Here is a 23926-nt window from a genome sequence, read left to right as displayed (position 1 = left end):
CGGCTTGCCGGTTGGTGTAGACTCTCAAACCATTGATTTTACCACGAGCCGCCGGGCTGCACCCGGTTTTGATAAAACACCCGCCATGACCAGCTTCCTGCTCATACTTTCTATTGCGTTGATCCTCTCTTACGGGGTCTTCACCTGGCATTACTTCGCCAACTGGCGAGGCTTGGCTTGCTGGCCGCGCAAGCCGCGGCTGGAACACAGCCTATTGGGCGTGCTGCTGCTGCTGCAGGCGATAGCCGTGCTGTTACCGCTGACACAGGGGGCATTGCTGTCTCTTGGCGTTGGCCGCGCGCTGTCGGTAATGGTGTGGATCATGCTGCTGATTTATTGGACCTGCAGTTTTTTCTATCGTGTGGAAGGCTTGCAGCTGTTCATGATGCCGCTGGCGATGGCCGCGCTGGGTTTCGCCTTGCTGTTTCCCGGCCAACACGTGGTTCAGGATCTGAGCAATCCGGCTTTTGTGCTGCATATCCTAGTGTCCTTGTTCGCCTACAGCCTGTTCGCCATCGGCGCTCTGATCGCTATTTTGATGCTGTTTTTGGAAAAGGCTCTGCACGATAAACGGGCGTCTCCGCTGGTTAGGCAATTGCCGCCTTTGCTTTCCCTGGAAAAAATGATGTTCCAAGTGATTGGCGTCGGCTTTTTGTTGTTGACGGTTTCTTTGTTGACCGGGGTGGTGTTTTCCGAGGAAGTGCTGGGGCATGCCGCGGCGCTGACGCACAAGACGGTTTTCGCCGTGTTGTCATGGTTGCTGTTCGGCGGCTTGTTGATCGGCCGCAAGTTGCAAGGCTGGCGAGGCCGGGTGGCGATTCGTTGGACTTTGGCCGGTTTCCTGTCCTTGGCGCTGGCTTACATTGGGAGCAAGGTCGTCATAGAATTGATCCTGCAACGCGGTTGAGGTTGCTCAGTCCTGTCTCACAAGGAGATCAATGATGAAAAAATTGTTAGCCCTGTTTGCCGCCCTGATGCTGATTTGCGGCACCGCTTTTGCCGCCGTCAACATCAATACCGCTAACCAGCAGGAGTTGGAGGCGCTGAATGGTATTGGCCCGGTCAAGGCCAAGGCGATTGTGGAATACCGCGCCAAAAACGGGCCATTCAAGAGTGTTGACGACCTGAAGAATGTCAGTGGAATCGGCGACAAGACCTTGGAGAAACTGCGCAGTGAGATCGCGGTCAGCGGAGCGTCCAGCGCTGCTCCGAAAGCGGCGGTCAAGCCCGCTGCCGCCGCCAAACCGGCTGCGGCTGCGGCCAAGCCGGTGGCCGGAGCCAAGAAAGAAGCCTCCAAGCCGGCGGCCAAGAAAAAGCCCTGACCCCCCGCCCGGCAACGGTTTGCAGGAAACAGCGCCCGCATCTACGGGCGTTTTTCATTGCTTGCCGAACAGGGCCAACGCCAGCTGTCGTTGCTTGGCGTGATCGACGATGGGAAGCGGATAGTCTCGGCCCAGTTTGAGGCCTTCTGGCAGCGTCTTGGCTTGCCAGGGGGCGTGAATCGCCTGATCGTTTAGCGCCGCCAGCTCCGGTACGTAGCGGCGGATGAAGCGTCCATCCGGGTCGAATTTCTGCGATTGAGTGACCGGGTTGAAGATGCGGAAATAGGGCTGTGCGTCGCAGCCGGTGGAGGCGGCCCATTGCCAGCCGCCGTTGTTCGACGCCAGATCGAAATCCAACAGTTTCTCCGCGAAATAGCGTTCTCCCAGGCGCCAATCAATCAGCAGATCCTTGACCAGAAAGCTGGCGGCGATCATGCGCAGCCGGTTGTGCATATAGCCGGTTTGGTTCAGTTGTCGCATAGCCGCATCAATCAGCGGATAACCGCTTAGTCCTTTCTGCCAGCTTTCCAACCAGTCCAGACGGTTGGGAAAGGGCAGATCGCGGTATTGCGGCTTGAAACTGTGAGTGGCCGCATCCGGGAAGTGCCACAGCAGTTGCTGATAAAACTCCCGCCAGATCAACTCCTTCAGCCAGCACATAGCGCCTTCGCCGCCGTCGAAGCAGGCGAATTGCACCAATTGGCGAATCGAGATGGTGCCGAAGCGCAAGTGGGTGGAGAGGTAGGACACGCCTTTTACGCCGGGATAGTCTCTTTGTTGATGGTAGCGTTGAATGCGTTGCTGGCAAAAATCGGCAAACAGTTCTTTTGCGCCGGACGCGCCCGGCGCCAGCAAGCAAGGCTCGGCCTGGCCAAATCCTAGTTCTGTCAGGCTGGGCATGGCCGGCGTACCCGCTGGTGGGCGCAGTCGGCCAGTCAGCGGCGGCACGGTCAGCGCTTGGCTGTGCTGTGGGCTCAGCCTTTTGAGCCAGGCATTGCAATATGGGGTAAACACTGTGAATGGTTTGCCGCTGGCCGTGAGCAGTTCGTCCCGAGCGAAAATGACCTGGTCCTTGTAGGTGTGAAAGGTTTTGCCCATCGTCGCCAAGGTTTGGGCAACTATCGTGTCTCGCTGGCGCGCATAGGGCTCGTAATCCTCGTTCGCGTAAACGGCGTTGGCGTCTAACTGTGCCGCTAGCCTGGGGATGACGTCTTGCGCGGGTCCCGTTTCGCACCACAGTTCGCCGCCCGCTGCGCGTAGGGTGTTTTGTATTTCCCGCAGGGATTGCCAGATGAAGCCGAGGCGTCGATCAGCGGGGGGGAGCGTGCCTAGAATATTGCCGTCGAAGATAAAGACGCATTGAACCGGGAGGCCCGAGGCCAGCGCTTGCTGCAAGGCGTGGTTGTCTTCCAGGCGCAAATCGCGTCTGAGCCAGTAAAGAGCGGTCTTGCTTACAGGTGGATTCGTTGTGGTTTGGTTGTCTGACAATGTGTTGTCCTTTTTTGTGTCTGGTGGTTTGTTGCTTTTTTGCACCAAGTTACCGCTTGTGTTGTGTAATTGCATCTTAATGATTGGGGTATTTAGGGGCTTTGCTCATGTAAAACAATGGTTTGTGATGATGGTGTTGTTTTTTTGAGTGATTTTTTGTCGAAAGTACATGCTGTTTTTGTTTTTTCGCAACGTCGGTCTTATATTGAGGCTAGCGATCACCGAAGCATATCGGTGGCACATAAATGTCCGGGTTCTCTGGCTTTAGAGCAGCGAAATCAACAGGACAACATCAACTGACTTGAAAGGAACTGCAATGAACAAGACGCATATCGCTCTTGCAATCGCCGCCCTGATGCCGGCCGCCGCCGCGATGGCCGACGTCACCGTATACGGTGAAATCCGTGGTGGTTACGAGTACAACAAATCTTACAGCTCCACGATCAACCTGGATGCTAACGGCAAGCTGCAAGGCGGCTCCGAGATCAATGACTGGACTTCGCGCATCGGCTTCAAGGGCAACGAAGATCTGGGCAATGGTCTGAAGGCGATCTGGCAAGTGGAAAGCCGCGTGCACATCGATGGCACTAAAGGCACTGCTAACGAGCCGAGTTCTGATGGCTTTGCCACTCGTGACAGTTTCATCGGTCTGGCCGGCGACAGCTGGGGTAAGATTCGCTTGGGCAAACTGTCCAATTACGCTAACGATATGATGGAGCAGGTTGACCCTGGTTACTATAGCAACCAGAGTGTTGGCGGCCTGGGGATGTTTACCCGTCTGGATGATCGTGTGACTAACGCGGTCCGTTATGATAGCCCGAACTGGAATGGTTTCAGCTTTGCCTTGCTGTACGGCACCGATGAAACCCGCAAGGTTGTTAGCGGCTCTACCACCAATAATCAGACTTGGAACCTGGGCCTGAGCTATGAGAATTCAGGTTTCTTCGGTAAGTACAACTACCAAAACTGGAATGATGCCAGCAAGCTTGCGAGCGCCAAAGACTGGCACCGCCTTGAGGCTGGCTATATGGCCAACAACCTCTACGCCGCTGTGGGCTATCAGCAAATTCAGGGTTATGGTTTTGGCACTTTCTATAACGGGTCGCTGAGTTCCAGTTATAACACTGCGACATTGAATACTGGCGCGACCCAAGCTCAGATTGATGGGGCTAAGCTGAAAACCAAAGAACTCGCCCTGACTCTCGGCTACACCTTCGGCGCCTTTACCCCGTACTTCTCCTATGTCAAAGGCTATGACGCCAGCTTGAACGGCAATACCATCGACAAGTCCGGCTATGATCAGTTTGTCTTGGCTCTGGACTATGCTTTGTCCAAGCGTACCGAGGTTTACACTTCCTACGGTCACGTGAAGTGGAAAGACGGCGCTTTTGATAAGGAAAACTCCTTCGGCGTGGGCTTGGTGCACCGCTTCTAAGCACATTTGAGTTTGAGCTTGAAAGGACTGCTTCGGCAGTCCTTTTTGTTTTTGGCTTGGCTGCCGATGGAATCCGGTCGCGCCGGGATTTAAGTCAAAGCAGCATCCGCATTTTGCATATAATGTTGTAACGGTAGTGCGGCTGTCTTCAAGGTGGCGAGCTCTGATACGGGGCGCCGCGCAGTGTCGTCCAATCTGTTCACAGGTGAGTTGCAAGCGTATGGAAGCTTCGGCTGGGATTTCCGGCTTGGGTCGGGCCTTGGTGCAAAACAATATGCTGTTGCAGCAGGATGCGGACGCCATTCTGCGCCAGTCTCAGGCGTCGCATATCAGCTTCGTCGAGCAGCTGATTCAGAGCAAGAAGATGACGGCGCAAGATGTTGCGATGTTCGCGTCCAAGACCTTTGGTTACCCCTTGTTGGACATGTCGGCCATTGATCTTGATCAGTTGCCCAAGGGCGTGGTTGATGACGAGTTGATCGCCAGCCGGCGCTTGCTGCCCCTGCTCAAGCGCGGCAACAAGCTGTATGTAGGCACCTCCGATCCCACCCAGACCTCGGCCTATCACGCCATCACCTTCAAGACCGGTATGACGGTGGAAATCGTGGTGGTGGAGGATGATAAGCTGGGCAAGATGCTTGGCAAGTACAGCGAGGACGCCACCGCCGCAATCAAGGCTCTGGAGAACGAGGATTTTGGCGATCTTGAATTCGCCGATCCGGATGCGCCGACGGATACCGGTCCACAGCCAGATGTCGACGATGCGCCGGTGGTCAAGTTCATTCATAAGGTGTTGTTGGACGCTATCAATGGAGGCGCGTCCGATATTCATTTCGAGCCCTATGAGAAGTTTTACCGCATTCGCTACCGGGTAGACGGGGTGTTGAAGGAGATTTCACAGCCGCCTCTGGTATTGAAGGAAAAGATCGCCTCTCGGATCAAGGTGATTTCCAAGTTGGATATTTCGGAGAAGCGGGTGCCGCAGGACGGTCGGATGAAGCTGGTCATTTCCAAGGCGCGGGCGATCGACTTCCGGGTCAGCACCTTGCCCACCTTGTACGGCGAGAAGATCGTGATGCGTATTCTGGACTCGTCGGCGGCGAATCTGGATATCGAGCAGCTGGGCTTCGAGCCGGAGCAGAAACGGTTGTTGCTGGAGGCTATCGGACGCCCCTACGGGATGGTGTTGGTTACCGGCCCCACCGGCAGTGGTAAAACGGTGTCGCTGTATACCTGTCTTAATTTGTTGAACAAGCCGGACATCAATATCGCCACGGCGGAAGACCCTGTGGAAATCAACTTGCCGGGCATCAATCAGGTCAACGTCAACGAGCGAGCCGGCTTGACCTTCGCTTCGGCCTTGAAGGCCTTCCTGCGTCAGGATCCGGACGTGATCATGGTGGGTGAGATCCGGGATTTCGAAACGGCGGACATCGCGATCAAGGCGGCTCAGACTGGCCATATGGTGTTTTCCACTCTACACACCAATAACGCGCCGGCGACTTTGACCCGGATGCTGAATATGGGGGTGGCGCCGTTCAATATTGCCAGCTCGGTGCTGCTGATCATGGCGCAGCGTTTGGCGCGTCGTCTGTGCGCGCATTGCAAGAAACCTGCGGAGATTCCGGAGGAGGCATTGCTGCGGGCGGGATTCAAGCAAGAGGAGTTGGACGGAAGCTGGAAGCCCTATGCGCCGGTAGGGTGCGAGGAGTGCCGCAACACTGGCTACCGCGGCCGTACCGGCATTTACGAAGTGATGCCGATTACCGACGCGATGACGCGTTTGATCATGCAGAATGGCACCGCCATCGATATCGCCGACTTGGCGCGCAAGGAGGGCATGGTGGACTTGCGCCACGCCGGTTTGCTGAAGGTGAAGGCGGGCTTGACCTCGTTGACCGAGATCGAAGCGGTGACTAACGAATAAAAGCGGTTTCGCGCCTCCGGCAGCAGCCGGAAAGCTGACTTAACGGCTTGGAATAAGAAAGAGGCCATGGAATGGCAGTCACGGTAGCGAAAAAAGCGACGCCGGGCTTTGTCTGGGAGTGGGAAGGCAAGGACAAGGCGGGCAAGGCGATACGCGGGGAATTGAGAGCGGAGTCCGAGGCGGTGGCCAAGACTCAGCTGCGGCGTCAAGGCATCAATGTCGTCAAGATCAAGCGTCGGCGCGCCGGGTTTGGCAAGCGCATCACCGAGCGGGACATCACCCTGTTCACCCGGCAGTTGGCGACCATGATGCGCGCCGGCGTGCCCCTGTTGCAGGCCTTCGACATCGCGGCCAAGGGCCACAGTAATCCCGCCGTGACCAAGATGCTGCTGGAGGTGCGAGCCGATGTTGAAACCGGATTGTCGCTGGCGGAGGCATTCCGCAAACGTCCCTTGTACTTTGACAAGCTGTTCTGCAACATCATCGCCGCGGGCGAAACCGGCGGCGTGCTGGACTCCTTGCTGGACAAATTGGCCACTTACAAGGAAAAAGTGATGGCGATCAAGGGTAAGATCAAGTCGGCCCTGATCTATCCGTCCGCCATTGTCGGCACTGCCTTCATCATTACCGCCGTAATCATGATTTACGTGATTCCGGCATTCAAGGATTTGTTCTCTAGTTTCGGCGCCAATTTGCCGGCGCCGACGCTGTTTGTGATCTGGCTGTCGGATGGCTTTGTCCATTACTGGTGGCTGATCTTCGGGGTGATTTTCGGTAGCCTGTTCGGCTTTCTCTACGCCTTCAAGCGAACGCCCAAGTTGCAAGAGCGGATGGATCGCATCCTGCTGCGCCTGCCGGTGATCGGCGATATCATCCGCAAGGCCACCATCGCGCGCTGGGCGCGCACCTTATCCACCTTGTTCGCCGCCGGGGTGCCGCTGGTGGAAGCGCTGGATTCGGTGGGCGGCGCCTCCGGCAACCAGGTGTACGCGGATGCCACCAAGCGGATTCAGAACGATGTCAGCACCGGTTCCAGCCTCAACTATTCGATGCAGCGGACCGACTTGTTCCCTAATATGGTGCTGCAGATGACCTCGATTGGGGAGGAGTCCGGTTCGTTGGACCAGATGTTGGACAAGGTGGCGGATTTTTACGAAGAAGAAGTCGACAATGCGGTTGCCGCGCTGTCCAGTTTGCTGGAGCCGGCCATCATGGTGATTCTGGGGGTCTTGATCGGCGGTTTGATCATTGCGATGTATATGCCGATTTTCAAAATGGGGCAGGTGGTTGGATGATTGAGGAGTGGCGCTGGATCGCCGGCTCGTATCCGCTGGCTTTCGCCGGCGCGGCGCTGGCGCTGGGTTTGTTGGTTGGCAGTTTTCTGAATGTGATCATTCATCGCTTGCCCAAGATGCTGGAGGCCGAGTGGCGGCGCAATTGCGTTGATTGTCTGCAGTTGGAAGAGGACGAGACGTCCGAGCCCTATAACTTAATGCGGCCTGCCTCGCACTGCCCGCAATGCCGGGCCGCGGTGCGTCCGTGGCAGAATATCCCGGTATTGAGCTTTGTGTTGCTGCGCGGACGCTGCGGCAGTTGCCGAGCCAAGATCCCTTGGTGCTATCCGGTCGTGGAGCTGTCGACTGGGCTGTTGTTCGCTTTCCTGGCCTGGCGTTTCGGCTGGTCGGAACAGCTGCCGGCCTATATGGGTTTGACCGCGGTGCTGCTGGCCCTGACTTTTATCGACGCGGATACGCAGCTGCTGCCGGACAACCTGACTTTGCCCTTGCTGTGGGGGGGCTTGTTATTCAATTTGCTGACCGGCACCGTGCCGCTGGCCGACGCGGTGATAGGCGCGATGGCGGGCTATCTGTGCCTGTGGTTGCTGTTTCACGGCTTCAAGCTGGCCACCGGCAAGGAGGGCATGGGCTATGGCGACTTCAAGCTGCTGGCCGCTTTGGGCGCGTGGTTGGGGTGGACTTTGCTGCCCTTGGTGCTTTTGCTGTCTTCGCTGGTGGGGGCCGTGGTGGGCGTGATCTTGATTTTGCTGTCCAAGCACGGACGCGGTCAGCCGCTGCCGTTTGGCCCTTATCTTGCGGCCGCCGGCTGGATTGCTTTGATCTGGGGGCAGGACATTGTGAATTGGTATTTGCATGCCTATTAAAGTCGTGGGTTTGACCGGCGGCATTGGTTCCGGCAAAAGCGCGGCGGCTGATCGTTTCGCTGAATTGGGCGTGCCGGTGATTGATACCGACGCCATCGCGCATGAGTTGACCGGCCCGTGCGGCGCGGCGATGCCGGCCTTGGAGGCGGAGTTCGGCGCGGAGGCGGTGCGAGCGGATGGTGGTTTGGATCGGGGCTGGATGCGCGAGCGGGTGTTCGCCGACTCAAGCAGCCGGCAGCGGCTTGAGAGCGTGTTGCATCCGCTGATCCGACGGCAGAGCGAAGCCGGGGTGGCCGCTGCGCGCGGGCCGTATTGCGTGTTGGTGGTGCCCTTATTGTTCGAAACCGGGCATTATCTGCCGATGCTGTCGCGTACCTTGCTGGTGGACTGCGACGAGTCGGTGCAACTAGAGCGGGTGATGCGGCGCAACGGCATGGACGAAAAAGCCGTGCGCGCGATCATGGCGGCGCAATGTTCGCGAGCGCAGCGACGTGAACGCGCCGACGATATAATTTGTAATAATGACAGCTTGGCTGCATTGAGGCTTCAAGTCGACGCCAAACACGATTATTATCTTGCCAGCCTAGCCGATAGATCATAACCGGGCTCTCGCGAGCCAAGCAGAAGGGCCGATGCGCCGTGATCAGTTTTGAGTTTCCCGTCACCGAGCGAACCCGCATCCTGCTCCGCCTGGAGCATCTCTACGCACGTCTTGGGTATTTCATCGGCAAGGACCATCCGTATGATCATCATGCGGCCCTGCTGGTGTTGTTCGAGCTGATGGAAACCGCCTCGCGCGCGGATTTGAAGGCGGATCTGCTGCAGGAGCTGGAGCGGCAGAAACAGATGCTGGAAGCGCTGCGCGAGAATCCGCAGGTGGCGGAGGAGACCCTGGAGGGCGTGCTGGAGGACATTGAGCACGCGTCCAGCCGTTTGCTGGCGCTGACCGGCAAGTTTGGTCAACACTTGCGTGAAAACGAGTGGCTGATGGCGATCAAGCAGCGCGCGGGCATTCCCGGCGGCACCTGCCAGTTCGATTTGCCGTCCTATCACCAGTGGCAGCAGAAGTCGGCTGAAGTGCGGCGCCAAGATATCAAGCGCTGGGCGTCGCCGTTGATGCCCACCGCCGAGGCGGCGGGCATTCTGTTGACCCTGTTGCGCGATAGCGGCAAGACCCATCATTACGTGGCGCGCCGAGGCGTGTTCCAGCAGATGTCCGGCGGCAAGGTGGTGCAGCTGATCCGTGTGGCCTACGACGGCGGCCTGGAATTGCTGCCCGAGCTGTCCGCCAATAAATATGCGCTCAATATCCGCTTTGTCAGCGCGGTGACCGGGGAGTCCCGGCCGCGGCAGACCGAGCAGGATGTCGAGTTTCACCTGACCAATTGCAAATTCTGACCGGCGTGCGCTGGTCTTTGCCCCGTTTTGAGAAGCCATGTCTGATTCTGTTCGCGTTGTCGCCTGTCCCACTTGTCACGCTCCGGTGCGCTGGGAGCCGCAAAGCCAGTTCCGTCCATTTTGCAGCAAGCGCTGCCGTTTGATTGATTTGGGCGAGTGGGCGTCGGAAAGCTACCGGGTGCCGGCGCAGGAGGAGTCGCCGAGCGAGGCGAGCCGCGGCGAGTGAGCGCCCGGCCTCAATGAAAAACAGGTCCCGTACGGGACCTGTTTTGTTTGGGGGGAGGGAGCCGCTCAGGCTCGGGCGGCCAGCGCCGCGCCTTGCGAAAAATAACCCTTCATGCCGGTGAAGATGGCATTGGCCATTTGCTGCTGGAAGTCGCTGCTGAGGAGGCGCTGTTCTTCCTCCGGGTTGGAGATGAAGGCGGTCTCCACCAGGATGGACGGGATGTCTGGCGCTTTCAGCACCGCGAAGCCGGCTTGCTCCACCGCGCTCTTGTGCAGTTTGTTGAGGCCGCCCAGATGCCCCAGCACGGTCTTGCCCAGTTTCAGGCTATCGTTGATGGTGGCGGTCTGGGTCAGGTCCAGCAGGGTGTGCGCCAAGTATTTGTCTTTGCTGCCAATCTTGACGCCGCCGATCAGGTCGGCGTCGTTCTGGCTTTGCGCCAGTGCCTTGGCGAAGGCGCTGGTAGCGCCTTTTTCCGACAGCGCGAACACCGAGGATCCGCGCGCGGCGCGGTTGGGCGCGGCGTCGGCGTGGATGGACACAAAGAGGTCGGCGTTCAGCTTGCGGGCCTTGGCCACACGCACGCCCAGCGGGATGAACACGTCCTCCTCGCGGGTCATATAGGCCTTCATATTGCTTTCCGCGTCGACCAGCCGTTTCAACTGTTTGCCGATGCGCAGCACCACGTCTTTCTCGCGAGTGCCGTTCAGGCCGACGGCACCGGGGTCTTCGCCGCCGTGGCCCGGGTCCAGCATCACGATGATGGGGCGGTTGCTGTCTTTTTTCTTGGGCTTGATCTGCGGCGCAGGCTGTTCCAGCTTGCCCTTGTTGTAGTCCTGCAGCAGGGCGAGCAGGGGATCGTCTTGCTGGCCGCCGGCCGGGTAAAGATCCACCACCAGCCGGTGTTTGTATTCGGCCACCGGTGCCAGGGTGAAGGCTTGCGGCTTGACGTCGGCTTTCAACTCCAGCACCAGGCGTACGGTTTCCGGGTCGAACTGGCCGGCGCGGGCGGTCTTGATATAGGGGTCGGCGGCGGAAATCTGGCCACCGATGTCTTTCAGCACGCTGTTGAGCTGCACGCCTTGCAGGTCGATCACCAAGCGGTTGGGGTTGGGGATGGTGAACTGCTTGTATTGGATGGCCTCGCTGGCTTCCAGCGTGATGCGGGTATAGGTCGACGCAGGCCATATGCGCAAGGCGACAACCTGGCTGCCGGAGGCGAAGCCGACGCGGCTCACCGACAGCATGAAGGTGGCGGCCGCGGCACCGATCAAGCGGCGGCGGATGGGGTCGAAAGTCGAATCAGGCATGACTGTCCGGTTTCTGAGTGGGCAAGTAAACGATAATTGCGACCATTTCCGGCCACGGCTAGTTCCAACACGATGTCGGCGCGCGGCAGCAGGTCCGCGGCCTTGTCCGGCCATTCGACCAGACACAGGCTGTCCGGACCGAAGTATTCGCGGAAGCCTGCATCCTCCCATTCCTCGGGGTCGGCGAAACGGTACAGGTCGAAATGGTGCACGCTATAGTGAGGAAAAGAATAGCTCTCCACCAGAGTATAGGTGGGGCTTTTGACCTTGCCGGCATGGCCGAGCGTGGTCAGCAGGCCGCGCGTGAACGTGGTCTTGCCTGCGCCCAGATCGCCTAATAGATAGACGACGAGGCCGGCTTGCGCCGCTTCGGCGAAGGCTTTGCCCAGCGCCAGAGTAGCGGTTTCATCTTCCAGGTAGCCGCAGCGAACGCTGGTATCATCCATGGCCATGACCGAAAACTCTTTACAAAAAACGGATTATCCCGAATTGGCGCGCCAAATCAAAGCCTGGGCGCGCGAATTGGGTTTCGCCGACGCCAGAATCGGTCGCGCCGGCCTGCCGCCGGAGGCGGAACAGAAGTTGAACGCCTGGCTGGCCGCCGGTTATCACGGCGAGATGGACTATATGGCTCGCCACGGCTCCTTGCGGGTCAAGCCGGCGGATCTGGTGCCCGGCACCCTGTCCGTTATTTCTCTGCGCATGCATTACTGGCCGCAGGCCCGCGCTTCGGCCGAAGTGCTGGCAGACGGCGGCAAAGCCTATTTATCGCGTTACGCGCTGGGACGCGATTATCACAAGGTCTTGCGCAACCGGCTGCAGGCGCTGGCGGAGCGGATCAAGCGGGAAATCGGCGATTTCGGCTACCGGGTGTTCACCGATAGCGCTCCTGTGGCGGAGGTGGCGCTGGCGGCCCAGGCCGGCTTGGGCTGGCGAGGCAAACATACTCTGCTGCTGACCAAGAACGAGGGCTCCTTGTTTTTCCTGGGGGAGGTCTTCACCGATCTGCCCTTGCCGGAGGACGAGGCGGAGGACGGTCATTGCGGCCGCTGCACCCGCTGCATCGATGTCTGTCCCACGGCGGCCATCGTCGCGCCCTATACCGTGGACGCGCGGCGCTGCATTTCCTACCTGACGATAGAATTGAAGCGGGCGATTCCGGAGGAGATGCGGCCCTTGATCGGCAACCGTGTTTACGGTTGCGACGATTGTCAGTTGTTCTGTCCGTGGAACCGTTTCGCGGTCGATAGCCGTGAGACGGATTTTGCGGTGCGTCATGGTCTGGACGACGTGAGCTTGCTAGAGTTGTTCGCTTGGAGCGAGGCCGAGTTCAAGGAAAAGATGGCTGGCAGCCCGATTTACCGCATCGGCTACCTTAAGTGGCTGTCTAACTTGGCGGTGGGCCTGGGTAACGCGCCCACCACGCCGGAAGTGGTGGCGGGGCTGCGGGCGCGTTTGGATTTTCCCGACGAAATGGTGGCCGAGCCTGTGCGCTGGGCGCTGGGCCGGCACGGCGTCATCGTCTGAAGCTCAGGGTTTGCTGGGCGCCTTGACCAAGGATTCGCCTTCCAGCACCACCTTGCCGCGGACCGAGCATTGAGTCGCCAATTTGACGAAGTGTTTGTCCGGGTTCAGCTCTATCACGGTGGCGCGGGCGGTTACGGTGTCGCCGATGCGCACCGGCGCTTTGAAACGGGTGGATTGCGATAGATAGATGGTGCCGTGGCCGGGCAATTGGGTGCCCACTACGGTGGAGATCAGGCTGGCGGTCAGCATGCCGTGCGCGATGCGTGTCTCGAACGGCGTTTGTTCCGCGTATTCCTGATTGATGTGCACCGGGTTGTTGTCGCCGGATACGGCGGCGAACATCAGCACGTCGGCTTCGGTGATGGTCTTGCTGAATTCGGCGAAATCGCCGAGCTGAAGATCTTCAAACCAAACAGTCATGACCGCTCCTGACTTGATATGACGATAAAATGCTGCGGTGCATTGTGACAGCTTTTGGCCGAAATGCAAATTACCGAGAAATCACGTACTATCGGCGATAAGTTGCGTTTTTGCCACGCTGTATGCAATACAAATCAACCAAACGCTCGTTTGAATTTGTCCTTGGGGCATAATCAGGCTTGCTTCGGCAATTGCTGCTTCCGCGTTCGATCAATCCAGAGCGGCATTTCTGAAACGGCCGCGCTTGGCGGCGCGGCGGCGGTTATAAGCCGCTCCAGGTTTCTTTTGAGAGATGTCCAGAGGTTTGTTGGAGGAATATGAAAGTTCTAGTCGCTGTGAAACGCGTTGTGGATTACAACGTGAAGGTTCGGGTCAAGGCCGACGGCACTGACGTGGATATCGCCAACGTCAAGATGTCGATGAACCCGTTTGACGAAATCGCGGTGGAAGAGGCGGTGCGCCTCAAGGAAGCCGGCAAGGTCAGTGAAATCGTGGCGGTGTCGCTGGGCGTCAAGCAATGCGAGGAAACGCTGCGCACCGCGCTGGCGATGGGAGCCGACCGCGCCATCCTGGTGGAGACCGACGTGGAGCTGCAGCCGCTGGCAGTGGCCAAGCTGTTGAAGGCGGTGGCGGACAAGGAGCAGCCGCAGCTCTTGATCGTGGGCAAGCAGGCGATTGACGACGACGCCAACCAAACCGGCCAGATGGTGTCCGCGCTGTTGGGCTGGGGCCAGGGCGCTTTCGCCTCCAAGGTGGAACTGTCGGCGGAGACCGTGGACGTGACCCGCGAGATCGACGGCGGTTTGGAAACCGTCAAGCTGCGCCTTCCTGCGGTGGTCACTTCCGACCTGCGCTTGAACGAGCCGCGTTTCATCAAGCTGCCCAACATCATGGCGGCCAAGAAAAAGCCGCTGGACAAGATCACGCCGGCGGAGCTGGGCGTGGACGCCGCTCCCCGTCTGAAGACGTTGAAGGTGGCGGAGCCTTCCAAGCGCAGCGCCGGCATCAAGGTGGCCAACGCCGCCGAGCTGGTCGCCAAACTGAAAACCGAAGCAAAGGTGCTGTAAGCCATGGCCATTCTCGTTATCGCTGAACACGACAACCAGAGCCTGAAAGCAGGCACCCTGAATACCATTACCGCCGCCGCCAAGCTGGGCGAAGTGCACCTGCTGGTGGCCGGCCACAACGCCGCCGCAGCAGCAGAAGCCGCCAAGAGCGTGGCGGGCGTGGCCAAAGTGCTGCTGGCGGATGCCGCGCACTACGCGCACGGTCTGGCCGAGAACCTGGGCGTGCTGGTGTCCGGCCTGGCCACGAGCTACAGCCACGTGCTGGCGCCGGCGTCTTCCTTCGGCAAAAACCTGCTGCCGCGAGTAGCCGCGCTGCTGGACGTGGCGCAGATCTCCGAGATCGTCGCCATTGAGTCCGCCGATACCTTCGTGCGGCCCATCTACGCCGGCAACGTGCTGGCCACCGTGCAGTCCGCAGACCCGATCAAGGTCATCACCGTGCGCACCACCGCCTTCGACGCGGCGGGCCAGGGCGGCTCCGCCGCGGTGGAAGCCGTGGCCGCTGCCGCCGACGCGCAGCTGTCCAGTTTTGTGGGTCAGGAGCTGACCAAGTCCGATCGTCCGGAACTGGGTTCGGCCAAGGTCATCGTTTCCGGCGGCCGCGCCTTGGGTTCGGAGGAGCAGTTCAAGGCGGTGATCGATCCGCTGGCGGACAAGCTCTCCGCTGCCGTTGGCGCTTCCCGCGCCGCGGTGGACGCCGGCTACGCGCCAAACGACTACCAAGTGGGTCAGACGGGCAAGGTAGTGGCGCCGCAGCTGTACTTCGCAGTCGGCATTTCCGGCGCCATCCAACACTTGGCCGGTATGAAGGATTCCAAGGTGATCGTCGCCATCAACAAGGACGAGGAAGCGCCTATCTTCCAAGTGGCGGATTACGGCATCGTCGGCGATCTGTTCACTGTTGTTCCGGAGTTGATGGCCGAGTTGTCCAAATAATCCCGCGTCCGCGCCGCGAGCCTCTCGCCGGCGTGGATGGGGTTCGGCGCGCCGCATGGCCGCCGGAACAAGAACATTCAGCCGGCAACGCCCGCGCGCAGTCATCGGCCCGATGCGGGCCGGACCCGTGCGGCGCTTGCCGGCTTTTTCATGTCTGCGAATAGAAACCGATTGCCGGCTGCGGAGGCCATCCCAGCCATCCAAACACGAGGAGAAGGCGATGATTTATCAAGCACCGATCAAGGACATCCAATTCGCGCTTAACGAGTTGGCCGAGCTTCCGGCCATTTGCGGCCTGCCGGGCTATGGCGAGTGCTCGGTGGAGCTGGTGGACGCCATTTTGGAAGAGGGCGCCAAGTTTGCCGAGGGCGTATTGGCTCCCATCAACAAGCAAGGCGATCAGGGCGCGAAATGGCGCGACGGCGAAGTCAGCGCCGCACCGGGCTTCAAAGACGCCTGGCAGCAATACGTCGAGTCCGGCTGGGTGGGCCTGCGCGCGCCGGAGGCCTACGGCGGTCAGGGCATGCCGGCCCTGGTGGCCACCGCGGCCGAGGAGATGTGGTGTTCCGCCAATCTGGCCTTCTCGCTGGCGCCGCTGCTGACCTTGGGGGCGATCGAAGCCATTCACCATCACGCGTCGGACGAACTCAAGAGCGTCTATCTGCCGCCGATGTCCAGCGGCGCCTGGACCGGCACTATGAATTTGACCGAGCCGCAAGCCGGCTCAGATCTGGCTCAGGTGCGCAGCAAGGCGATGCCGCAGGCTGACGGCAGCTATCGCGTCAGCGGCCAGAAAATCTTCATCACCTGGGGCGAGCACGATATGGCGGACAACATTGTCCATCTGGTGTTGGCCCGCTTGCCGGACGCGCCGGCCGGGGTGAAGGGCATCTCCTTGTTCATCGTGCCCAAATTCCTGGTCAATGCCGACGGTAGCCTGGGCGCGCGCAACGACGTGCGTTGCGTATCGCTGGAGCACAAGCTGGGCATCCACGGCAGCCCCACCGCCGTGATGAGCTTCGGAGATCAGGGCGGCGCGATCGGTTATCTGGTTGGCGAGGCCAACAAGGGCCTGAACTATATGTTCACCATGATGAACCACGCACGCCTGGGCGTGGGCATCGAAGGTCTGGCGGTATCGGAACGCGCCTACCAGAAGGCGGTGGAGTACGCGCGTGATCGGGTGCAGAGCCGTGCCGTGGGCTCGCCCGATCCGACCGGCGTGGCCATTATTCAGCACCCGGATGTGCGCCGCATGCTGCTGACCATGCGCGCCCAAGTGGAAGCGCAGCGCGCGCTGGCCCTGTATACCGCGGCGGCGCTGGATCGCGCCGCGCGTCATCCGGTGGCGAGCGAAAAAGCACGCAATCAGGCGCTGGCCAATTTCCTGATCCCTATCGTCAAGGGATGGAACACCGAGCAGGCTAATGAAATCACCAGTCTGGCGCTGCAGGTGCACGGCGGCATGGGATATATCGAGGAAACCGGGGTTGCGCAGTACTACCGCGATGCGCGCATCACCGCCATCTACGAAGGCACTACCGGCATTCAGGCGCTGGACTTGATTGGTCGCAAGACCGCCGGCGAGAGTGGCGTCACTGCCCGCGCCTTGCTGGAAGAGGCGGCCGGTTGCGCGGTCAAGCTGCGCGCGGCGGGTTTGACCAGCCTGGCGGACAATCTGGATGAGGCGGTCAAGCAGGCGCGCCGCAGCGTCGATTTCATCCTGGCCACCTTCGCGGGGCAGCCGCAACGGGCGGCTGCCGGATCGGTGCCCTTCCTCAAGCTGATGGGTATTACCTTGGGTGGTTGGCAGATGGCGCGCGCGGCGCTTATTGCCAAGGCCAAGCAGGGAGAGGCCGACGTGGATCAAGACTTTCTCAACGCCAAGCTGGCCACCGCGCGTTTCTACGGCGAGCACCTGCTGCCCCAGGCGGGCGGTTTGGCGGCCGCCATCGTGGAGGGCGCTGACAGCGTGCTGGAGATGGACGAAGCCTGGTTCTGAGGCGGAGGGAGATACGAAGGAGACGCCGCGGGGATTCCGCGGCGTTTTTTGTTGCCTGACCGACGCAAGAGCGATTCTTGCATGAGCTTGTAATCCGTCTTTGAGATAATGGAAAAGAGCTTGTTGCGTGATGCCGCGTTGCAATATCAAAAACCGTTTGTCATTAAAATTATTTTGCCGCATAGTGTTTGCTCCGCCCCTAGCTACGGGCTGTGTGCGAAATCAGGCGAAAAAATAGTCCTTAATAGAAGAATTAATCGCATGGCGCGCTGATATTCGCTTGAATATTGCTAGGCTATGCAATTCGGTCTTTTTTTGGATTGACCGTATCCTGATGGCGTGCAAATAATCCGCTGCATGACTCACAGCCATGCTTGAGCCCAACCCCGGCCGATTCCACCACGGCGCGGGCGTCCGCTTGAACTTGGCCGCAAGGTCCGCGCTTAGATTTCAAGAATGAATACAGAAGCCAGGATGCAATGAAGCAAGTGGTCCATTGGAGTGAAAAGGGGAAGCGATTGTTGCCGTCGGCCGCGACGCTGGGGCGTCTGGTCGCCGCTTTGCCTTGGCTGGCGCTGGCAGGCGCCGCCGCGTGGCTGGGTACGGTCGCCGCGCCCTTGCTGGGCCCCGCCGCCAAGCAGTGGCGAGGCTTAAGCGAGCCGGCGCCGCAGTCCGCTGCCGCCAATGTGGCGATGGCGCACTGGTTTGGCGAGCCGGTGGCGCAACAAGCCGCGGCTTTGCCGCCGGTCAAGCTAATCGGCGTGTACGCTCCGCAGGCTTCCGGCGCGCCCGGCTTCGCGGTGATAGACGACAATGGCCGTTCGGTGGCCTTGTTGCTGGGCAAAACGACGCCGGATGGCTGGGAGCTAGCCCAGATCACCGCCTCCGGCGTGTTGATGCGTTCCGGCGGCAGCGAGCAGTTTGTGCCCTTGGTTGAGCGCGTGCCCGGCGCGGGGGGCGTGGTTGGCGGCAATATCCCGCCAACGATGCCGCCGCCGATTTCTCCTCCTTCCCAGGCCCCCGTTTCTCCCCCCGCCGTGGTCCCTGTGAATCCTGAAACCCCGCCGCAACCTGGGCTGGATTCCGCCAGCATGGTTCGCCAATAAGAAGACTGAATATGCGTATCCACAAACTCGTCGCCATCCTGGCCCTGGTCTACGGTTGCAACGCCGCATTGGCCGCCACCCCGCAGAACGATGGAGTGATGCTCAACTTCGTCAACGCCGATATCGAAACCGTGGTCAAGGCGATAGGCGAGATCACCGGCAAAAACTTCATCATCGACCCGCGAGTGAAGGGCACGGTCAACATCGTGTCCAGCAAGCCGGTGCCGCGCGCCTTGTCCTATCAGATCCTGTTGTCTTCCTTGCGTTTGCAGGGCTTCTCAGCGGTGGAGGGCGGCGGCGTGGTCAAGATCGTGCCGGAGGCCGACGCCAAGTTGCACGCCAAGGCCAGCAAGAGCATTCCGCGCGGCGACGGCGATCGCTTGATCACCAAGGTGTTCACGCTCAAATACGGCAATGCGAATCAGCTGGTGCCGGTGATCCGTCCCATCGTGTCGCCCAACAACACGATTGCAGCCTACCCGCAGTCCAACGCGCTGATCGTCACCGACTACGCGGACAATATCCAGCGCATCGAGTCCATTATCGACTCGATCGAGAGCGCGGCTTCGGGCGATACCGTGGTGGTGCCGGTGCTGTTTGGCTCCGCGGTGGAATTGGCCGGCAGCCTGAACAAGCTGCTGCAGGACAGCGGCGCCGGCGCCGACGGCGGCAAGACCACCATCATCCCGGACGCGCGCGCCAATGTGCTGATGGTACGCGCCGACACCCCGGGCAAGATCGGCAAGATCAAAAGCCTGCTAAAGCTCCTGGATCAGCCCAGTCAGGCCGGTGCCAATGTGCGCGTGGTCTACCTGAAAAATGCAGAGGCCGGCAAAGTGGCGCAGACCCTGCGCGCGCTGATGACTGGCGACGCAGGCCCCTTGCAGGGCCGCACCGCGGTGAGTACCAATGGCGGCTCCAGCTCCAGCCTGTTGAATCAGAGCGGTTCGGGCAGCGGTTCCGCGTCTTCGTCCAGCGGTTCTGCTAGCGCCGCGCAGGCGGCCAGTCCGGTGGGAGGCGACAGCGCGTCCAGCAGCAGTAGCGGCGGCGGGGCCGGAGGCGGCGGTTCCATGATCCAGGCCGACCCCACTAACAACGCGCTGATTCTGAATGTGCCGGATTCCATGTACCAGAACCTGCGCAATGTCATCGACCTCTTGGACAAGCGCCGAGCGCAAGTGATGGTGGAAGCGCTGGTGGTGGAAGTGGCCGCGCAGCGGGTGATGGAGCTGGGCGTGCAATGGCAGGCGTTGGGCGCGCTCAACGGCAACGGCGCCGGGGTTTTCGGTGGAACCAACTTCCCCGGCACCACCAATCCGGGAATCATCGGCTTGTCTGCCCCCTCAGTGTCCGGCTCGGGCGCGCCCAGCAGTCCGATCAACACGCTGGCCACCACCGGCGGCCTCAACATCGGCTGGGTCAAGGGCACCGTCAACATCCCCGGCATCGGCACCGTGTTGAACATGGGCGCGTTGGCCCGGGCGATGGAGACGGAGATGGGAGGCAACATCGTGTCCAGCCCGTCCCTGATGGCGATGGACAATGAGAAGGCCAAGATCCAGATTGGCCAGGAAGTGCCTATCCTGACCGGCCAATACAGCAATACCGGAAGCAATAGCAATGGCTCGGTCAACCCCTTCCAGACCTATGACCGCAAGACCATTGGTTTCAATCTGGAAATCACGCCTCAGATTTCCGAAGGCGGCTCCATCCGCATGAAGATTTTGCAGGAAGCGTCCACCATCGTGCCGGGCACCGATAAGAACCCGCAGGGTCCTACCACCAACAAGCGGATGATAGAAACCATCGCCAATGTCGACGACGGCGGCATCATCGCCATTGGCGGCCTGTTGCAAGAAACGGTCAGCGACAATGAAAGCAAGGTGCCCCTGCTGGGCGACATCCCATGGCTGGGCGCCTTGTTCCGCTACAGCAACAAGCAGCGCAACAAGACCAACCTGATGATTTTCATCAAGCCCACCATCATCCGCGACGATCTGGGGGCGCGTTCCATCGCCACCGATCGCTACAACTACATCATCGGTGAAGGCCATAAGGCGGAGAAGGAAAAACTGCAGATGAACCTGGATTCGGCGCTGAAGTCCCTGCCGGAGAGTGGCATCCGCTCGACGCTGGAACAGAGCCTGAAAGCGCAGCCGAAATGAACAAGCCCAAGCTGTCGCCGGCGCTGGGTTTCCCGTTCGCGCGCGCCAACGGCGTCATCCTGTTGGACGGCGAGAGCGGCCGGCATCTGCTGCTGCGCGAAGACAGCCGGCACGAGGCTTGGGCCGAAGTGCTGCGCCTGCACGGCCAGGGGCTGGCCAGCGTGGAGACGCTGGAGGCGGCCTTGTTCGACAAGCTCCTGTCCGAGCATTACGCCAACCGCGACGGCGCGGCGGCCGAGGTGGTGGACGACATCGGTCAGGATTTGGACCTGACCCAGATGGTGGAGTCCTTGCCGACGGTGGAGGATCTACTGGAAAGCGAGGGCGACGCGCCCATCATCCGCATGATCAACGCCTTGCTGACCCAGGCGCTGCGCGACGGCGCCTCGGACATTCATATCGAGGCTTTCGAAGACCGCTCGGTGGTGCGTTTCCGCCTGGACGGCTCGCTGCGCGACGTGGTCAGCCCGCACCGCGCGCTGCATGCGGCCATGGTGTCGCGGATCAAGATCATGGCCAACCTCGATATAGCCGAAAAACGCATTCCGCAGGATGGCCGCATCTCGTTGCGCCTGGGCGGCCGCCCTGTGGACGTGCGGGTGTCCACGCTGCCCACCAGTCACGGCGAGCGCGTGGTGCTGCGTCTGCTGGACAAGGAAAACGCCCGCCTGGATCTGGCCACGCTGGGCATGGCGGCGGACACCTTGCAGGCGGTGGACAAGGTGATCCGCCAGCCTCACGGCATCCTGCTGGTCACCGGCCCCACCGGTTCGGGCAAGACAACCACGCTGTACGCGGCTTTGTCGAGGCTGGATGCGCGCCATACCAACATCATGACGGTGGAGGACCCGGTGGAGTACCACCTTGACGGCGTCGGCCAGACCCAGGTCAACCCGCGCATCGACATGAGTTTCGCCAAGGCGCTGCGCGCGATTCTGCGCCAGGATCCGGACGTGGTGATGATAGGGGAGATTCGCGATCTGGAAACCGCGCAGATCGCGGTGCAGGCCTCGCTGACCGGTCATCTGGTGTTGGCCACGCTGCATACCAACGACGCGGCCTCGGCGGTGACGCGGCTGGTGGACATGGGCGTCGAGCCCTTCCTTTTGGCGTCCAGCCTGCTGGGCGTGATGGCGCAACGGCTGGTGCGTCGGCTGTGTCCGCACTGCAAGGCGCCGCATCCGGTGCCGCTGGAAGGTTCGGAGGACACGCCGCATTACCGGCCTGCGGGGTGTCCAAGCTGCGGCCATTCCGGCTACAAGGGGCGCTACGGCGTCTATGAACTGCTCTTGGTCGACGATCAGTTGCAACGCTTGATCCATGATCGCGCTTCCGAGCAGAAAATGCGCGACTACGCCGCCCGCCACGGCATGCGCTCGCTGCGCGACGATGGCCTGCGTTGGGTCAAGGACGGCGAAACCTCGCTGGAAGAAATCATGCGGGTGACGAGGAACTGATGGCCGCCTTCCGCTTTACCGCTTTCGACCCCGCCGGCAAGGAGCAAAAGGGCTTGCTGGAGGCGGACTCCGCGCGCGCCGCGCGCAGCCAGCTGCGAGAGCGCGGCCTGCTGCCCTTGGAGGTGGAAAGCGTCAGCGCCAAGAACGGAGACGCCGGCAGCTCGGCGTTGCGCCGCGGCTTGCCGCGCGCCGAACTGGTGATGATCACCGAACAGCTGTCCACCCTGCTCAACGCCGGCCTGCCGCTGGAAAAAGCGCTGACCGCGGTGACCGAGCAGTGCGAACACCCGCGCAGCCGCACCGTGCTGGCGGCCTTGCGCAGCGACATTCTCGAAGGCAAGAGCTTCGCCCAGGCGCTGTCCGCCGCGCCGGGCGTGTTCTTCCCCTTGTATCGTTCACTGGTGCAGGCCGGGGAGCAATCCGGTCATCTCGACACCGTGATGGCGCGTTTGGCCGAATATCTGGACAAGCGCCAGAACACCCAGCAAAAGGTGATGCTGGCGATGGCCTATCCGGCCGTGGTCACCGTGGTGGCCATTCTGGTGGTGGCCGGTTTGATGAGCTATGTGGTGCCGCAAGTGGTCAGCGTGTTCGCGCAGACCAAGCAGACCTTGCCCTTCCTGACCCGGGCGCTGGTGGCCGCCAGCGATTTTCTGCGCCAGTGGGGCGTCGCGCTGCTGGCCGGCATCGTCGCCGCGCTATTCCTGACCGTGCGCGCCTTGCGCGCGCCGGCGCTGAAGCGGCGCTTTCACGCCCGGCTGCTGAAGCTGCCGGTGTTCGGCCGTCTGCTGCGCGCGCTGAACACCGCGCGCATGGCCAGCACCCTGTCCATTCTGGTGGGCAGCGGCGTGCCGCTGCTGACCGCGCTAGAAACCGCGCGCGGCCTGATGACCTTGCTGCCGATGCAGGACGCGGTCAGCGAGGCGATGGCCAAGGTGAGGGAAGGCGTGGCGCTGTCGCGCGCGCTGCACGCCACCCGTCAATTCCCGCCGGTGCTGATCCATCTGATAGGCAGCGGCGAATCCAGCGGCACGCTGGCCCATATGCTGGACCGCGCCGCTCAGCAGCAGGAGCAGGAGGTGGAGCGCAAACTCGCCACCTTCACCACCCTGATGGAGCCGCTGCTGATCCTGTTCATGGGCGGCATGGTCTTGTTGATCGTGCTGGCCATCATGATGCCCATCATCGATATGAACCAGATGGTGCATTGATTTTTGCGGAAAGAAGCACGGCAATGTCTCACAAGGCAGTTTTACAGCAATGGGTGTTGGAAGCGCTGGCCGCGCACGGCGGCAAGGCGGACCGGCTGACGGTGGCCAAGCACATCTGGCAGGCGCGCGGGCGCGAGCTGGAAGGCACCGAGTTGTTCTACACCTGGCAATACGATATGAGCTGGGCGGCGAGCGAGTTGAGAAAGCTGGGCCAGCTCAAGCCGGCCAATGCCGGACCCGCCGGCGTCTGGGAATTGTCCGGCGAAGGCCCCTCCCTGTTTTGACCCTTTGAAACCTCGGTAGTAGGAGTAGATATGCGACACCTTTCCAAAGCGGCCCAGCGAGGCTTCACCCTGATCGAAATCATGGTGGTGATCGTGATTCTCGGCGTACTGGCGGCGCTGGTGGTGCCCAAGGTGATGAGCCGTCCGGACGAGGCGCGCGCCGTCGCCGCCAAGCAGGACTTGGGCGCACTGAGCCAGGCCCTGAAATTGTATCGTCTGGACAACGGCCGCTACCCTAGCAGCGAGCAAGGCCTGCAGGCGCTGGTGCAAAAACCGACTTCGGCACCGGAGCCGAAGAACTGGAAGCCGGGCGGCTATCTGGAGCGTTTGCCCAAGGACCCGTGGGGCAATCCCTACCAGTACGCCAACCCCGGCACTCACGGCGAGATCGACATCTGGAGCTTCGGCGCCGACGGCGAGCCGGGCGGCGAGGGCGTGGACGCCGACATCGGCAACTGGGACGCGGTCAAGTAAGGCCGGAGCCGTT

The 23926-nt window shown here is 60.8% G+C and carries 23 protein-coding genes; 19 read left to right on the top strand and 4 right to left on the bottom strand.

Features of this window, described 5'->3' with window-relative positions; translation table 11 throughout:
• Nucleotides 1-85: 85 nt before the first annotated feature.
• Both GYH29_RS19875 and GYH29_RS19870 read left to right on the top strand, forming a co-directional pair.
• Nucleotides 86-907, top strand: coding sequence for a cytochrome C assembly family protein (locus tag GYH29_RS19875; protein WP_019103784.1), 822 nt, complete (start codon nucleotides 86-88; stop codon nucleotides 905-907).
• 34 nt (nucleotides 908-941) lie between these two features.
• The gene (locus tag GYH29_RS19870; RefSeq protein WP_043591366.1) at nucleotides 942-1322 is read left to right on the top strand and encodes a ComEA family DNA-binding protein; all 381 of its coding nucleotides are present in this window, start codon (nucleotides 942-944) and stop codon (nucleotides 1320-1322) included.
• 54 nt (nucleotides 1323-1376) lie between these two features.
• Here GYH29_RS19870 and GYH29_RS19865 read toward each other — a convergent pair whose 3' ends face one another.
• Nucleotides 1377-2810 carry a cryptochrome/photolyase family protein gene (locus GYH29_RS19865; protein WP_039756876.1) on the bottom strand — a complete coding sequence of 478 codons (1434 nt, stop codon included), beginning with the start codon at nucleotides 2808-2810 and terminating at the stop codon, nucleotides 1377-1379.
• A gap of 316 nt (nucleotides 2811-3126) precedes the next feature.
• Between GYH29_RS19865 and GYH29_RS19860 the strand changes: the two genes are divergently transcribed.
• The 7 genes from GYH29_RS19860 (at nucleotide 3127) to yacG (ending at nucleotide 9957) form a co-directional block, all read left to right on the top strand.
• Entirely contained in the window at nucleotides 3127-4245 is a 1119-nt protein-coding gene (locus tag GYH29_RS19860) for a porin (RefSeq protein ID WP_043591364.1), read from the top strand.
• Nucleotides 4246-4465: 220 nt separating this feature from the next.
• Nucleotides 4466-6172, top strand: coding sequence for a type IV-A pilus assembly ATPase PilB (gene pilB / locus GYH29_RS19855; RefSeq protein ID WP_019100887.1), 1707 nt, complete (start codon nucleotides 4466-4468; stop codon nucleotides 6170-6172).
• A 71-nt stretch (nucleotides 6173-6243) separates the two neighbouring features.
• Nucleotides 6244-7467, top strand: a complete 1224-nt coding sequence (locus tag GYH29_RS19850) for a type II secretion system F family protein (protein WP_043591358.1) — start codon at nucleotides 6244-6246, stop codon at nucleotides 7465-7467.
• Complete coding sequence (locus GYH29_RS19845; RefSeq protein ID WP_161524280.1) at nucleotides 7464-8333, top strand: prepilin peptidase; 870 nt, start codon at nucleotides 7464-7466, stop codon at nucleotides 8331-8333. Before GYH29_RS19850 ends, GYH29_RS19845 begins: the two co-directional genes overlap by 4 nt.
• A complete protein-coding gene (coaE, locus tag GYH29_RS19840; RefSeq protein ID WP_039754293.1) occupies nucleotides 8323-8934 on the top strand; it encodes a dephospho-CoA kinase in 612 nt (203 codons plus the stop codon). Before GYH29_RS19845 ends, coaE begins: the two co-directional genes overlap by 11 nt.
• Nucleotides 8935-8972: 38 nt before the next feature.
• Nucleotides 8973-9731: a cell division protein ZapD gene (gene zapD / locus GYH29_RS19835; RefSeq protein ID WP_019100891.1), complete on the top strand. Its 759-nt coding sequence runs from the start codon at nucleotides 8973-8975 to the stop codon at nucleotides 9729-9731.
• A gap of 37 nt (nucleotides 9732-9768) precedes the next feature.
• Nucleotides 9769-9957, top strand: coding sequence for a DNA gyrase inhibitor YacG (gene yacG, locus GYH29_RS19830; RefSeq protein ID WP_019100892.1), 189 nt, complete (start codon nucleotides 9769-9771; stop codon nucleotides 9955-9957).
• Nucleotides 9958-10022: 65 nt separating this feature from the next.
• Here yacG and GYH29_RS19825 read toward each other — a convergent pair whose 3' ends face one another.
• Entirely contained in the window at nucleotides 10023-11264 is a 1242-nt protein-coding gene (locus tag GYH29_RS19825) for an N-acetylmuramoyl-L-alanine amidase (RefSeq protein WP_019100893.1), read from the bottom strand.
• Nucleotides 11225-11710: a tRNA (adenosine(37)-N6)-threonylcarbamoyltransferase complex ATPase subunit type 1 TsaE gene (gene tsaE / locus GYH29_RS19820; RefSeq protein ID WP_373454775.1), complete on the bottom strand. Its 486-nt coding sequence runs from the start codon at nucleotides 11708-11710 to the stop codon at nucleotides 11225-11227. The genes GYH29_RS19825 and tsaE overlap by 40 nt, the downstream gene beginning before the upstream one ends.
• Between tsaE and queG the strand changes: the two genes are divergently transcribed.
• Nucleotides 11709-12791: a tRNA epoxyqueuosine(34) reductase QueG gene (queG, locus tag GYH29_RS19815; protein ID WP_324606831.1), complete on the top strand. Its 1083-nt coding sequence runs from the start codon at nucleotides 11709-11711 to the stop codon at nucleotides 12789-12791. The two genes, tsaE and queG, sit on opposite strands and share 2 nt — an antisense overlap.
• Nucleotides 12792-12794: 3 nt before the next feature.
• On the opposite strand, the gene GYH29_RS19810 is transcribed toward queG, so the two are convergent.
• Nucleotides 12795-13211, bottom strand: a complete 417-nt coding sequence (locus tag GYH29_RS19810; RefSeq protein ID WP_019100896.1) for a MaoC family dehydratase — start codon at nucleotides 13209-13211, stop codon at nucleotides 12795-12797.
• 317 nt (nucleotides 13212-13528) lie between these two features.
• Here GYH29_RS19810 and GYH29_RS19805 point away from each other — a divergent pair, with 317 nt between their 5' ends.
• The 9 genes from GYH29_RS19805 to gspG all read left to right on the top strand — a co-directional run bounded on the left by GYH29_RS19805 (nucleotide 13529) and on the right by gspG (nucleotide 23913).
• Nucleotides 13529-14278 (top strand): electron transfer flavoprotein subunit beta/FixA family protein, encoded by a 750-nt coding sequence (locus GYH29_RS19805; protein WP_039754297.1) that lies wholly within the window; start codon nucleotides 13529-13531, stop codon nucleotides 14276-14278.
• A 3-nt stretch (nucleotides 14279-14281) separates the two neighbouring features.
• Nucleotides 14282-15214 (top strand): electron transfer flavoprotein subunit alpha/FixB family protein, encoded by a 933-nt coding sequence (locus tag GYH29_RS19800; RefSeq protein ID WP_043591345.1) that lies wholly within the window; start codon nucleotides 14282-14284, stop codon nucleotides 15212-15214.
• A 220-nt stretch (nucleotides 15215-15434) separates the two neighbouring features.
• Entirely contained in the window at nucleotides 15435-17216 is a 1782-nt protein-coding gene (locus tag GYH29_RS19795) for an acyl-CoA dehydrogenase (RefSeq protein ID WP_043591343.1), read from the top strand.
• 479 nt (nucleotides 17217-17695) lie between these two features.
• Nucleotides 17696-18322 (top strand): hypothetical protein, encoded by a 627-nt coding sequence (locus tag GYH29_RS19790; RefSeq protein ID WP_081574121.1) that lies wholly within the window; start codon nucleotides 17696-17698, stop codon nucleotides 18320-18322.
• Between the two features lie 11 nt (nucleotides 18323-18333).
• On the top strand, nucleotides 18334-20487 hold the full coding sequence (gspD, locus tag GYH29_RS19785) for a type II secretion system secretin GspD (protein WP_019100901.1): 2154 nt from the start codon (nucleotides 18334-18336) through the stop codon (nucleotides 20485-20487).
• On the top strand, nucleotides 20484-21944 hold the full coding sequence (gspE, locus tag GYH29_RS19780) for a type II secretion system ATPase GspE (RefSeq protein ID WP_043591340.1): 1461 nt from the start codon (nucleotides 20484-20486) through the stop codon (nucleotides 21942-21944). Before gspD ends, gspE begins: the two co-directional genes overlap by 4 nt.
• Entirely contained in the window at nucleotides 21944-23155 is a 1212-nt protein-coding gene (gene gspF / locus GYH29_RS19775) for a type II secretion system inner membrane protein GspF (RefSeq protein WP_019100903.1), read from the top strand. The genes gspE and gspF overlap by 1 nt, the downstream gene beginning before the upstream one ends.
• Before the next feature lie 23 nt (nucleotides 23156-23178).
• Nucleotides 23179-23439 (top strand): hypothetical protein, encoded by a 261-nt coding sequence (locus GYH29_RS19770; protein WP_019100904.1) that lies wholly within the window; start codon nucleotides 23179-23181, stop codon nucleotides 23437-23439.
• A gap of 30 nt (nucleotides 23440-23469) precedes the next feature.
• Nucleotides 23470-23913, top strand: a complete 444-nt coding sequence (gene gspG / locus GYH29_RS19765; RefSeq protein WP_019100905.1) for a type II secretion system major pseudopilin GspG — start codon at nucleotides 23470-23472, stop codon at nucleotides 23911-23913.
• Nucleotides 23914-23926 lie beyond the last annotated feature (13 nt).

Origin of the sequence: Chromobacterium haemolyticum (assembly GCF_009936155.1) — a bacterium.
GTDB lineage: Bacteria > Pseudomonadota > Gammaproteobacteria > Burkholderiales > Chromobacteriaceae > Chromobacterium > Chromobacterium haemolyticum.
The sequence above is the reverse complement of the archived record's forward strand: the minus strand, read 5'-3'. Positions and strand labels throughout refer to the sequence as shown.

What these genes read in the sequence shown, in the direction of transcription:
- gspE (WP_043591340.1), top strand. Translation starts at nt 20,484, where the DNA reads ATGAACAAGCCCAAGCTGTCGCCGGCGCTGGGTTTCCCGTTCGCGCGC.
- coaE (WP_039754293.1), top strand. Translation starts at nt 8,323, where the DNA reads ATGCCTATTAAAGTCGTGGGTTTGACCGGCGGCATTGGTTCCGGCAAA.
- GYH29_RS19845 (WP_161524280.1), top strand. Translation starts at nt 7,464, where the DNA reads ATGATTGAGGAGTGGCGCTGGATCGCCGGCTCGTATCCGCTGGCTTTC.
- tsaE (WP_373454775.1), bottom strand. Translation starts at nt 11,710, where the DNA reads ATGGATGATACCAGCGTTCGCTGCGGCTACCTGGAAGATGAAACCGCT.
- GYH29_RS19875 (WP_019103784.1), top strand. Translation starts at nt 86, where the DNA reads ATGACCAGCTTCCTGCTCATACTTTCTATTGCGTTGATCCTCTCTTAC.
- gspD (WP_019100901.1), top strand. Translation starts at nt 18,334, where the DNA reads ATGCGTATCCACAAACTCGTCGCCATCCTGGCCCTGGTCTACGGTTGC.
- GYH29_RS19810 (WP_019100896.1), bottom strand. Translation starts at nt 13,211, where the DNA reads ATGACTGTTTGGTTTGAAGATCTTCAGCTCGGCGATTTCGCCGAATTC.
- GYH29_RS19790 (WP_081574121.1), top strand. Translation starts at nt 17,696, where the DNA reads ATGAAGCAAGTGGTCCATTGGAGTGAAAAGGGGAAGCGATTGTTGCCG.
- GYH29_RS19795 (WP_043591343.1), top strand. Translation starts at nt 15,435, where the DNA reads ATGATTTATCAAGCACCGATCAAGGACATCCAATTCGCGCTTAACGAG.
- GYH29_RS19825 (WP_019100893.1), bottom strand. Translation starts at nt 11,264, where the DNA reads ATGCCTGATTCGACTTTCGACCCCATCCGCCGCCGCTTGATCGGTGCC.
- GYH29_RS19805 (WP_039754297.1), top strand. Translation starts at nt 13,529, where the DNA reads ATGAAAGTTCTAGTCGCTGTGAAACGCGTTGTGGATTACAACGTGAAG.
- gspG (WP_019100905.1), top strand. Translation starts at nt 23,470, where the DNA reads ATGCGACACCTTTCCAAAGCGGCCCAGCGAGGCTTCACCCTGATCGAA.
- GYH29_RS19800 (WP_043591345.1), top strand. Translation starts at nt 14,282, where the DNA reads ATGGCCATTCTCGTTATCGCTGAACACGACAACCAGAGCCTGAAAGCA.
- gspF (WP_019100903.1), top strand. Translation starts at nt 21,944, where the DNA reads ATGGCCGCCTTCCGCTTTACCGCTTTCGACCCCGCCGGCAAGGAGCAA.
- GYH29_RS19770 (WP_019100904.1), top strand. Translation starts at nt 23,179, where the DNA reads ATGTCTCACAAGGCAGTTTTACAGCAATGGGTGTTGGAAGCGCTGGCC.
- GYH29_RS19870 (WP_043591366.1), top strand. Translation starts at nt 942, where the DNA reads ATGAAAAAATTGTTAGCCCTGTTTGCCGCCCTGATGCTGATTTGCGGC.
- pilB (WP_019100887.1), top strand. Translation starts at nt 4,466, where the DNA reads ATGGAAGCTTCGGCTGGGATTTCCGGCTTGGGTCGGGCCTTGGTGCAA.
- GYH29_RS19850 (WP_043591358.1), top strand. Translation starts at nt 6,244, where the DNA reads ATGGCAGTCACGGTAGCGAAAAAAGCGACGCCGGGCTTTGTCTGGGAG.
- yacG (WP_019100892.1), top strand. Translation starts at nt 9,769, where the DNA reads ATGTCTGATTCTGTTCGCGTTGTCGCCTGTCCCACTTGTCACGCTCCG.
- GYH29_RS19860 (WP_043591364.1), top strand. Translation starts at nt 3,127, where the DNA reads ATGAACAAGACGCATATCGCTCTTGCAATCGCCGCCCTGATGCCGGCC.
- queG (WP_324606831.1), top strand. Translation starts at nt 11,709, where the DNA reads ATGGCCATGACCGAAAACTCTTTACAAAAAACGGATTATCCCGAATTG.